Origin of the sequence: Sphingobium sp. Cam5-1 (assembly GCF_015693305.1) — a bacterium.
Lineage (GTDB): Bacteria > Pseudomonadota > Alphaproteobacteria > Sphingomonadales > Sphingomonadaceae > Sphingobium.
In genome coordinates this window covers 28,691-40,112 of sequence record NZ_CP065139.1, presented here as the reverse complement: position 1 = coordinate 40,112, position 11,422 = coordinate 28,691, and the positions used below count along the sequence as shown (strand labels likewise).

General features: G+C 58.9%; 9 protein-coding genes. 4 read left to right on the top strand and 5 right to left on the bottom strand.

What is annotated here, in order from left to right; translation table 11 throughout:
• Positions 1 to 188: 188 nt before the first annotated feature.
• The gene (locus tag IZV00_RS14345; RefSeq protein ID WP_196227111.1) at positions 189 to 2,435 is read left to right on the top strand and encodes a TonB-dependent receptor; all 2,247 of its coding nucleotides are present in this window, start codon (positions 189 to 191) and stop codon (positions 2,433 to 2,435) included.
• A gap of 145 nt (positions 2,436 to 2,580) precedes the next feature.
• A complete protein-coding gene (locus tag IZV00_RS14340; protein ID WP_196227110.1) occupies positions 2,581 to 3,540 on the top strand; it encodes a hypothetical protein in 960 nt (319 codons plus the stop codon).
• Positions 3,541 to 3,587: 47 nt separating this feature from the next.
• Here the strand turns inward: IZV00_RS14340 and IZV00_RS14335 are convergent, their stop codons facing one another.
• From IZV00_RS14335 to IZV00_RS14315, 5 genes are all read right to left on the bottom strand, one after another.
• Positions 3,588 to 4,589 (bottom strand): hypothetical protein, encoded by a 1,002-nt coding sequence (locus IZV00_RS14335; RefSeq protein WP_196227109.1) that lies wholly within the window; start codon positions 4,587 to 4,589, stop codon positions 3,588 to 3,590.
• Between the two features lie 32 nt (positions 4,590 to 4,621).
• Positions 4,622 to 5,437, bottom strand: a complete 816-nt coding sequence (locus IZV00_RS14330) for an enoyl-CoA hydratase/isomerase family protein (protein WP_196227108.1) — start codon at positions 5,435 to 5,437, stop codon at positions 4,622 to 4,624.
• Positions 5,438 to 5,460: 23 nt separating this feature from the next.
• On the bottom strand, positions 5,461 to 6,426 hold the full coding sequence (locus IZV00_RS14325; protein ID WP_196227445.1) for an alpha-ketoacid dehydrogenase subunit beta: 966 nt from the start codon (positions 6,424 to 6,426) through the stop codon (positions 5,461 to 5,463).
• Positions 6,427 to 6,505: 79 nt separating this feature from the next.
• Positions 6,506 to 7,489: a thiamine pyrophosphate-dependent dehydrogenase E1 component subunit alpha gene (locus IZV00_RS14320; protein WP_196227107.1), complete on the bottom strand. Its 984-nt coding sequence runs from the start codon at positions 7,487 to 7,489 to the stop codon at positions 6,506 to 6,508.
• 23 nt (positions 7,490 to 7,512) lie between these two features.
• Positions 7,513 to 8,679, bottom strand: coding sequence for an acyl-CoA dehydrogenase family protein (locus IZV00_RS14315; RefSeq protein WP_196227106.1), 1,167 nt, complete (start codon positions 8,677 to 8,679; stop codon positions 7,513 to 7,515).
• 192 nt (positions 8,680 to 8,871) lie between these two features.
• Here IZV00_RS14315 and IZV00_RS14310 point away from each other — a divergent pair, with 192 nt between their 5' ends.
• Both IZV00_RS14310 and IZV00_RS14305 read left to right on the top strand, forming a co-directional pair.
• Positions 8,872 to 10,269, top strand: coding sequence for a phosphotransferase (locus tag IZV00_RS14310; protein ID WP_196227105.1), 1,398 nt, complete (start codon positions 8,872 to 8,874; stop codon positions 10,267 to 10,269).
• Entirely contained in the window at positions 10,269 to 11,405 is a 1,137-nt protein-coding gene (locus IZV00_RS14305; RefSeq protein WP_196227104.1) for an epoxide hydrolase family protein, read from the top strand. The genes IZV00_RS14310 and IZV00_RS14305 overlap by 1 nt, the downstream gene beginning before the upstream one ends.
• The last annotated feature ends 17 nt before the right edge of the window (positions 11,406 to 11,422 follow it).

Sequence of the window (11,422 nt, the reverse complement as noted above, 5' to 3'; positions counted from 1 at the left end):
GACAGCCGTCGTTGATGGTGCTGAAATGCGCCCACCTGATAGGGGTGCGGCAGTTGGCACCCTTATGCGAAGCGGCCGAAAATGATACTACTTCATAACAAGGTCAGACAAAGAAAACATAATATTCACTTTGTTCCACTTTCGGTCGAGTAATTCATAACTATAATGTTTAGTCGAGGGGAAGATCAATGAAGAAGAAGACGTTTTCGATCGCGGGCTTATTATTGGCGAGCGTGGCCCCCATGCCCCTGCTTGCCCAAACTGATGCAGCCCCGCAAAATGACGCAGCGTCCACATCCTCGCCAGCAGGGCTTCAGGAGATCATCGTTACGGCTCAGCGCCGTAGTCAGAACCTGCAGGATGTTCCCGTCGCGGTAACGGCGTTTACAGGAGAAGCTCTGGAAACAAAGGGCATTTTCCGCGTGTCCGACCTCCAGCAGGCAGACTCGTCACTGTTCGTCTCACAGATGTCCGGCGTTGTCGTGCCGTTCCTGCGCGGCGTTGGGAATCCCGGCGCATCAACACCGGGTAACGAAGCAAGTGTTCCTGTCTATATCGACGACGTCTATTATTCACGTCTTGCGAGCGCCTATCTCGAACTGGCGAACATCGAACGTGTTGAAGTACTCAAAGGTCCGCAAGGAACATTGTTCGGTCGCAATTCAACCGGCGGTCTGATGCAGGTTTTCACGCGCGATCCCGGCCAGACCACTGATCTTTCAGCAACGCTGGGCTACGCCAATTACGATACGATCAGCGGCAAGCTCTACGCGGCGACGCCGCTGGGTGAAGGCGTGGCCGCCGGAATCTCCTTCAGCGGTCTGAACCAGGGTAATGGATGGGGCAAAAACCTGTTCACCGGCAAGGACACATATCGGCGCAAATTCTATAATATTCGATCCAAGGTCGTGTTTGAACCGAGTGACACAACCAAGATTCGCCTGAGTGGATTCTACACCTATCAGCGGCAGAATCAGGGCAATTCGGTCAATATCTATCCGGGAACGACCCGTGGCTATCCGCTGGGGTCACCCCTTGAGGGCACCCAATATTTCCAGCCGCCGGGCTTTTTCGATATCTATGAGAATACCGAGATTTTCCATCGCCTCCGCGGTTGGGGAGGGTCGATTAAAATCGATCAGGAGCTTGGCTTTGCGGATTTCACCAGCATCACGTCCTACCGGAAGGCGAAAGAATTCCTGAGTTATGAGGGCGATCATACCGAATTGAACTGGCTGGCATTTCCGATCAAGATCGGAGACCGGCAGATTACCCAGGAATTTCAGTTGAAGTCTTTGTCTTCATCGAAGATCAGCTGGATCTTGGGCATGTTCTATATGAATTCGCGCACCGACGTGAATGTAGCTATCAACGGTGACGCCCTCACTCTGAACGGTCTTGCCAGCCAGAATATTGCTAGTCAGCAAAGAATCGAGTCGCTGGCTCCCTTCGCGCAGGCGACTTTCCCCGTCGTGGATGACAAGACGAATGTCACACTTGGCCTGCGGTACACGAAAGATCGCGTGGTAGGGGACGGCCATGTGTCGCTAACGCCGCTAGTCGGGGCCGACATCCCCGCTGGAAGTTTTCACCAAGTTGCCAACTTCGACAAATGGACCTACAAGGTTTCGGTCGATCACAAATTTACTGACGATATCATGGCTTATGCGACATGGAGTCGCGGCTACAAGTCGGGCACGTTCAATACTATTCCGTTGGCCGCCCCACCGACCAATCCGGAAACGGTGACGTCCTACGAGGCGGGTTTGAAGATGACCCTGTTCGAACGCAGGGTGCGCGCGAATTTCGCCGTGTTCCGCAACGACATCAAGGATCCGCAGGTCCAGCTGGTCCAGCTTGTAGACACGCCTGCTGGTCCGACGCCCTTCGTCGCCTTTGCCAATGCGGACAAGGCGCGGACCAAAGGTTTCGAGTTCGACACATCATTCCAGGTCACTGAGCGGCTGAGGCTTGATCTGGCCGGGCAATATCTATGGGCGAAGTTCATCAGCTTCGACAGTGCGCCGATCAACGTTCCGATCTTCGCCCCGCCTTGGGGCGTGGCGCTGGCAGTCGGCGATGTGGGTGGCAACCGGCTGTCCCAGACCCCGAAATGGAAAATCAACGCTGGCTTCAACTATGATCTGCCAACCTCGGTCGGTCAGTTCAGTTTTGCCGGTCAGATGTCCTACCGTTCCAACCTGAAATGGGACCCCGACAACATCCTGACGGAACCCAAGCTGACGCTGTTCAACGGCAGCATCTCGTTCAAGCCGGAATTCAATGACAAGCTGACCTTCCGTCTATGGGGCGCGAACCTCACGAACGAGAGATATTTCAACAACGAAATTCCGCAGACCAATACGCCTGCCGGTGACCTGGGCGGCGTTGGAGATCCGCGGACTTACGGGGTCGAAGTCCGCTTCGATCTCTGATCACAGTCGCCTGCATGGTTGCTGGAAAATGAAAAAATGACCCGCGCCATTTCTATTGGCGCGGGTCATGAACATGGCCGGTATCGCCATATTCATGGTCGACAGGGCGCCTTTGCGCCCTTTCCCGGTTTTTTTGGAGGCGATTATGCTCCTGCACGAAGATTATCCCCACACAGTTCCGGCCCGGGCATGGTTGCGTTGGAAGGAAAATTACTTCTGGGTCTTCATGGACCCCGATCGCGACTTGTGTTGCCTCGCGCATAGTACCGCGGAGCCGACCTTTGACCGGGCTTTTGCCTCCTTCACGGTGCTGCATAAGGGTGTAAAAATCAGCCACAGCGGCGAGGTTCCCCTGCCCCAGCCGTTCGAACATCAGAAGCTGCTGCGCTATGGCAATCAGACGGTGCATTTCCTGAAGCCGCAGGAAGAGTTTCTTGTTGAATATGAGGATGAGAATGTTGCGGCATCGCTGCGGTTTACCCGGCGCATGCATCTGTTCGACTTCCTCGCCTGCGCGGACGTCAATCCAGACCAATTCTCTATTTCGGAGAATACCGCGCTCGACAGATTCGGCTTCCGCCATCAGGGCCAATGCATGAATGCGACCGGCAAGGTGACGTTCAAGACAGGGGAGCTTGCGGGTGTGTCCCTTGATGTGAACGGATCGGGTTATCGCGACCATAGTTGGGGCATGCGCAACGACCAGATCGTGATGGATCACAATTGGTCCTTCTTCAACTTTCCTTCGATGGGCTTCCACCTGTTCACCGTCCGTAACATCGTTCGCCCTGAGAATATGACGGCGGAAGGCTATATCGCGCGGCCGGAGGGGAATGAGGTCATCAAGACCCTCAGGATCGAGAATGTCGGCGAAGGACCGGAAGGAATGCCCGACAAGGTCATCTTCCACACCATGACCCTTGGCGGCGAGAAATTCACGCTGACCGCTGACGTTGGCAACGCCTTTGCCCGCCTGCCGCTGCATTCGCAGAAGCCCGGCGCGAAGGTCTATTATAATGTCGAGAATATGTGCCGGGTGCGATGTGAAGAGACCGGCGAGGAAGGTCTGGCCAATGTCGAGATCGGGACGTTGAAAGACGTATGAAGCGCTGACGCGCCATCCGGCCGGAATATGCCGGATGGCGCGCCCCTCTAAGCCTCCCGGATATGAGCGCCGGGGATCGTCCGTTCGTAGCAACCATAACCCTTCACCGTCCCGTTGAGGAGGAGGGTGACGGACTGCTCGTCAACCACGCGCGTCGGACCCGGATCGGTAGGATAGACACCGACATAGGTGTCATTGGGCGAAGCGAGCGACAGGTAGGAGCTGCCGTGGAATGCGGCAGTGTCGATGACCAGCGTGCCGTTCTCATAACTTAGCACCGTCCGGATCAGCTTTTGGTCGTCATCCACATGGTTGCATCGTTCGATCTGTTCGATCTTCGCTTCGAAGCTCTTGCCATCCTCATAGACGACTGCCTCTGAAAACACGACCTGTTCACCCTGATCGATCTCTGCATCGAAGAGCAGGAAGGACAAGCCGTTTTCAAAATAGCCCTGAAACCACTGATGGCTGTGCAGATTGCGGTTATCGCGGCCGCCAAGGCTGTGATCCCGGTTGGCCATCGCGTTGAAGGTGAACTGCTCGCTGCCGACGCGGATCGATCCGGAAAGAAGACCGGGCTGTTCGATGTGGCCAGCGGGCAGAAATTCCTGCAACGCGCCGACCTTGTGGAGATCCCAGATGTCGGCCGTCGATGTGAAGGTCAGGTCGAACGAAGCAGGCGTACGGCGTCCGTCTCCCACCAACCCCTCAAGCATCTGCCTGGCGGGAACACGCATCACGCCGCCTTTGAAGTGGTAGGTCAGCTTGCGCCCTGGCTCGACGATCCGCACCGCCAGATGAGGTCCGCCCGGCCCGGCCGCCGCAGCGAAAGCATCGCCTATGGCGCGATGGGCGATCACCGTTCCATCAGGCAAGCGGATGATCACGACTTCGCGGAACTGGGTGAGATCATGATGCCAGCGGCCGATATGGAACCAGAGGCCCACGCCCGATTGCGGATCGAACCCGGCGAGACAGAAATTCTCGCTCCAATTGTCGATGTTGGGGAAGGCGCCCTCCCAGGGCGTCTCCTTCAGCGGGATGTGCATGATCTTCTCCAACGCAGGGGAGCGCCGCGCCTTTAGCGGACGGAAGGAAAAACCGGCGCGCGCTTTTCGAGAAAGGCTGTCACGCCCTCTTCGAAATCAGCGTCGCCGACACAGGCGACGATGCCATCTGTTTCGGCATCGAGGACCTGCGCAAGGCTGCGCGCGGCCGATTCATTGACAAGCTTTTTCGCGGCCACGACGGCGCGTTGCGGCGCCTGCGCGAGGCGACGGGCGATCTTCATCGCCTCCCCTTCCAACGCTTCGGCTTCAACGATCTTGTGGAGCATGCCCAACCGGTGCGCTTCGGCGGCATCGACCTTCGCCCCTGTCAGTAGCAGCATGCGGGCCATGCGCGTTCCCACCACCTGCGGTAGCACCGCTGTCACGCCGCCATCGGGGCTGAGCCCCACACGCTGGTGTGCGAAGATGAAGGTCGCGCTTTCGTCGCCAACCGCATAGTCGGCGATCAGAGGGTAGAACAGTCCCGCGCCCGCAACTGCTCCCCGCACCGAGGCAATGATTGGCCGATCGAATGCGACGACGGCCTCCACCAAGTGTCGCGCCAAGGGCAAGCGGCGCGCGAAATCCGCCTGCCGCACCGCCACCTCCTGCTTGATCGAGTCCGCAAAGCTCGCGACGTCGCCGCCCGCCGAAAAAACCTTGCCCTCGCCCCGAACCAGAATGCACCGCACGGTTCGATCCGCCTGCGCGGCACGGAAGAGTTCGGTCAGCAGCGGCACCATTGCCTTAGGGATGGAGTTCCCTTGCTGTGGCCGGTTGAATGACAGACGCAGGACGCCATCTTCCACATCGACCAGATAGCTTTCGTCCGGCGCCGATTGAAGCATGCTTGTTCTTCCTTCCCTGCTGATCAGGCCAGCGCCTTGCGAACGGCAGCTTGGATCGTGTCGGCGCTGGGCGCGAACGCCTGCTCCAGCGGCTTGGAAAATGGCACGGCGCAATAGGCTGCGCCCACGCGTTGGACCGGGCCTTTGAGCGTGCCCCACAATTCCTCGGAGATGACCGACGCGATTTCGGCGCCGATGCCAAACTGCTTCACCGCCTCATGCACGACAACCGCGCGACCGGTCTTGCGCACAGAAGCAAGCACGGTTTCCCGGTCCCAGGGCGAGATGGTGCGCAGGTCGATGACCTCGACCGAAATCCCTTCCGCTGCCAGCGCATCGGCTACCGCGAGGCTCAGCGTCACCATCAGCGAATGCGCTATGATCGTCACATTGGCGCCTTCGCGGGCGATGCGCGCCTTGCCGATCGGAACGACTTGCTTGGTCACCGGCGCGGGGGTCCAGTAGCTTGGCATATTCTCGATGAACAGTACGGGATCGGGGTCGTCGATGGCGGCCCGCATCAGGCCATAGGCATCGTCGGGCGTTGAGGGGGCGACCACCTTAATGCCTGCCGTATGGGCGAACCATGCTTCAAGATAGTCACTATGCTGACCGCCCGTGGAGAAACCCGACCCCGTCATGGTGCGGATGACCATCGGCACGCCGGTCTGCCCGCCTGACATGAAGCGCAGCTTTGCAGCATGGTTGAAGATCATGTCCATCGGGACCGCGATGAAGTTCATCAGCATGATCTCGGCCACCGGCTTATACCCGCCCACGGCTGCGCCAATCGCTGCGCCGATAATCGCCTGTTCGGATATGGGCGTGGATTTGACGCGCTCTTCGCCGAAGCGGGTGGATAGCCCCTTGGTCACGCCCATGACGCCGCCATCCTGCGGATCGGCCACATCCTCGCCAAGGACGATCACCTTGGAATCGGCCTCCATCGCATCGTGAAGGGCCAGGTTGATGGCTTCCACCATCGTCATCTTCTTGGGTTCGGTGTCCTGCGACGCGGGTGAAGCCTGCGCAGCGGATGCAGTGATTGTGTCGGTCATTGCCATTACCTCAAGCGATTTCTTCAGCGAACACGTCACGCTTCAGTTCGGCGACGTCGGGGAAGTCTGCGGCTATGGCGGCTTCGATCGCGGCCACGATCCGGCTGTCAGCATCCTTTTCGATGGCGGCCAGGTCCGCTTCCGTCGCGATCCCTTCCGACAGCAGCCGGGCGCGCAGGACGGGCATCGGGTCCTTTGTCTGCGCCTCGGCATAGATGGCCTTGTCCATATAATGGCCCGCCTCACCGAGGATGTGGCCATTGAAGCGGAAGGTCATGGCCTCGATCAGCGTCGGCCCCTCCCCTGCCCGGGCACGTTCGATCGCAACCTTGGCAGCGCCGTACATCTCATCCGGGTCGTTCCCGTCCACGGTCACACCGGGCATGCCGTAAGCCGCAGCCCGATCCGAAATGCGGTCGATCGCCCGCGAATATTCGGGAGCCGTATGTTCGGCATAATGGTTGTTCTGGCACAGGAAAATGACGGGCAGCTTCCACACGGCGGCCATGTTCATCGATTCATGGAAGGCGCCGATATTCGTCGCACCATCGCCAAAGTTCGCGACGGATACCCGGTTGCGGCCGTCGAGCTTCGCTGCCCAGCCAAGGCCGGTGGCGATCGGCATGGACGATCCCACGATGCCCGTCGTCACCATCATGCCCTTTTCAGGGCAGGTGAGGTGCATCGGGCCGCCCTTGCCCTTGCACGTGCCAGTCACCTTGCCTGCAAGTTCCGCCCACAGTTCATCCAGAGGAAAACCCTTGGCGAGCATGTCGTGGATGCCGCGATAGATGGTGCAGATGTAATCATCGTCATCCAGGCTGACGGAGATCGCCGAGGGGATGATTTCCTGCCCGCGTGGGCTGTAATAGGGCATCACCAGCTTGCCCGCCATCATCTGCTTGATGACATGTTCGTCATTCTGCTTGATGAGTGTTGCCTTGCGATAGATTTCCAGGAGCGTTGCCGCGTCTGGTTTTGGCCAATTGGACATGTCATCCACTCCAGCTGATTTTCTTAATAGGACTTCGGCAGATCCAGGACTTTTTCGGCGATGAAGCTCAGGATCAGTTGCTCGGTGATCGGTGCGATCCGCATCAGGATTGACTCGCGAAACAGCCTTTCCACCTGATATTCGGTCGAATAGCCCATGCCGCCATGCGTCATGACCGCGCGGGTGCAAGCGTCAAAGGCAGCGCGGCCACCCAGGAATTTCCCGGCATTGGCCTCCGCTCCGCAGGATTTGCCCGTGTCATACAGGTGCGCCGCCCGCATGATCATCCAGTATGCGGATTCCAGATAGGTCCAGTTTTCCGCCAGCGGATGCTGGATGCCCTGATTCTGACCGATATAGCGGCCGAAAACCTTGCGCTCACCGGCATATTTGGCCGCTCGCGCCAATGCTCCCCGGCCCAGCCCAACCGCTTCGATGCCAACGAGTATGCGTTCGGGATTGAGGCTGTGCAGGATATAATGGAACCCCTTGCCCTCTTCACCGATCCTGTCCTCGTCCGGCACGAAATAATCATCGATAAAGGTCGCGTTGGAATCCACCGCGTTCCGGCCCATCTTGGGGATACGACGCACCTCAATCTGACTTTTGTCAAGGTCGGTGTAGAACAGCGTCATGCCGTCGGTCGGCTTCTTGCATTGTTCCTTGGGCGTCGTGCGGGTCAGCAGCAGGATCTTGTTCGCGACCTGCCCGGATGACGTCCAGATTTTGCGGCCAGTAACACGATATCCGCCCGGCACTTTCGTCGCGAAGGTCTTGATGCTTGTCGTGTCGAGCCCGGCGTCAGGCTCCGTTACGCCGAAACAAGCGCGGTCCGTGCCCGCGATCAGCGGTTCGAGCATACGCTTCTTCTGCTCGGCCGTGCCGTGAACCACCACGGCATGAGGACCGAAGATGTTGAGGTGGATCGTGCTCGCCGCCGAATAGCCGCCTGCGCTTGCCGACACCTCATGCATCATGATGGCGGCTTCGGTTACGCCCAGATTGGCGCCGCCAAATTCCTCCGGCATGGTTATGCCCAACCATCCGGCATCGGCCATCGCCTTGTGGAATTCGGATGGGAAGGTCTTCTCATCTTCGCAGCGGGACCAATATTCGTCCCCGAACTGGTCGCACACCTTCCGCACACTGTCACGGATGGCTTCCTGGTCCTCTGATAAGCTTATATCCACTGCACTGCTCTCTTTGCGCGGGGCTTGCCGATTCAAGCGCGCCCAAACATTGGTACGCGATATTACTATATGCTTCATCCCCTATGTCAAGCGCGCTGAGGGGTAGCAAAAGGATAGATTTTGGCCTCCAACAATGCGTCTGTTGATTAATATGTCATCGTATCATATGCATGCGGTCTAAAGAGGAAGCCAATGACAAACGCACGTCATATTTGGGCCGTGGCCGAAGCCTTGCAGCGAGAGGTTCGCCCCTTCATCACCGACCGCGATGCGCGCGCGACGCTGGACAACGGCATAAGGGTGCTGACGGCTACGGCCAATGGATTGGAAATGGGGCCGTCTGCCTTCATGGGCTCGCCCAGTCCGGTGCAGCTCGCGGACACCGACCGATTAGGAGGCCCCGCTGAAAACGCCGCGGCCTATCGAACGACGGGCGCGGTCATTGCAGACGTAGCCGGATGTCTGGACCGGGGCGATCAACTGACCGCTTTCAGGGACGCGATAGCCGGTGAACGCAGCCTTCTTGAGTCAACCATTACGCGCATGGACGAGGTAGAGCGCGCGCCACCCCGGCGGGTGGGAGCGGATAAGGACTCCATCGATCCCAAAAGATTGGAAGCCTATCTCCGGCAGCGAACCGGACGTGAGGAATTGCGCGTCGATTCGTTCAATCTGGTCGTCGGCGGCAGATCGCGCCAGACGGCGCTGCTCGGGCTCACAAATATGGGCGATCTTCCTGCCCGGCTGGTCATCCAGCGCGGCATCCCCAATCTGGCCACCAATGACAGCTTCCTGGACGAACTGACGCAGTTCAATTTGCTGGGTCTGCTGCACAAGGCAGGCATGCGCGTGCCAGCACCGGTTCTGGTGGAGACGGACCCCGCTTGGCTCGATGCCCCCTTCATGCTGGTCGAGCATGCTCCCGGCGCGACAGCGCAACCGGAATATTGGCTGCCGGTCGCCGACCGCAATGTTGTACTGGATCTCGCCAGACAGATGGCGATCCTGCACAAGCAGCCGATCGACGAAGTGGGACAGGGCCTGCGTCCTTCGCGCAGTTCATTCGACATCGAAAGCTGGCAGGCGGAACTGGAAGGGATGGCGAGCGAATGGCACGACCTTGCCCGCTGGCCCTCCATCACCATGTCGGCCGCCATTTCCTGGCTGCGCGCCAATGTCGACTGCCTGGATGATCGGCAATCGATCGTTCACAATGACATGATTTTTCATAATGTTCTGGCTGAGAACGGCAACATTACCGCGGTCCTTGACTGGGAGCAAGCGGCGATCGGTCATGCCGGTGAGGACCTTGGCTATTGCTATCCGGTCGTGATCGCGGCGACTGACTGGGAAAGTTTCATGGACGCCTATCGCGCTGCGGGCGGCCTGGACATTCCGCAGAGGCAAATCGATTATTTCGCCCTGCGCGCCGGATTGCGGTTGATGAACCTGGTGCTGAAGGGCGGCCGGGATACTTTCGAAAAGGGGCTGAGCGACGATATCTTGGTTGCCAGCGCAGGGGCACATTTTACGCAGCGGCTGATGCACCGCATCGCCCTGGTGCTGCGTTCCGTGCTGGAGCGTTCCTGATGTCGCTCATAGAACCATTCGCGCTGCACGTTCCGCAGGAGCAGCTTGGTGATCTCCGCCAGCGGCTGGAGCGGACGCGCTGGCCGGACGAGGCGCCTGTTTCAGGCTGGGAACAGGGTGCGCCATCAGCCCGGCTGCGCGTCTTGGCCGATCATTGGCGCACTAACTATGATTGGCGGAAATGCGAGGCATTGCTCAACAGCCTTGGCCAATTCCGGACGCATATCGACGGGCTGGACATCCATTTCCTCCACATCCGTTCGGCCGAGCCGGACGCCATGCCGCTCCTGCTGACGCATGGCTGGCCTGGTTCGGTGCTGGAGTTCCGCAACGTCATTGGCCCGCTGACCGATCCGCTTTCGCATGGCGGGAAGGCATCAGACGCGTTCCACCTCATCATACCCTCTCTGCCAGGCTATGGGTTTTCTGGAAAACCCCCGGTCACTGGTTGGGGGGTGGAACGGATTGCAAAAGCCTGGGCCGAGTTGATGCGACGGTTGGGCTATGACCGTTATGTCGCCCAGGGCGGCGATTGGGGTTCGCTGGTGACGATGTGCCTTGCTGTCGATGCGCCCCCGGAGCTGGCCGCGGTCCACTTCAACATGCTTTCTATCGTTCCGCCCGATCTGGCTGGCTCTCTTCACCCTGAGGAGCAGACGGCACTGGAATCCATGCGGCAGTTCAACGACGTGGAATCAGCCTATGCCCGGCTTCAGGCAACAAAACCCCAGACGATCGGCTTTGCACTGGCCGACTCCCCGATCGGTCAGGCAGCCTGGATTTACGAAAAGATTCAGCGCTGGTCCGATTGCGACGGAATGCCGGAAAGCGTCTTCTCCATGGACGAGATGCTGGACAATATCACACTTTATTGGCTGACCAACAGCGGGGCATCATCCGCGCGCCTCTATTGGGAAAGCATGAGCGGTTTCCGGCCCAGAAATGTCCAGGTGCCGTTGGGTTACAGCCACTTCCCGCGGGAAATCATCTGGCCTGCCCGCGCGTGGGCAGACCGATATTTCGAAAACATCATCCATTGGAACCATGTCGAAAAGGGCGGCCACTTCGCGGCCTGGGAGCAACCCGGCATCTTCGTGCGCGAATTACGCGACTGTTTCCGGACGGTGCGCGGCTGACGGCATAAGCAACGTAG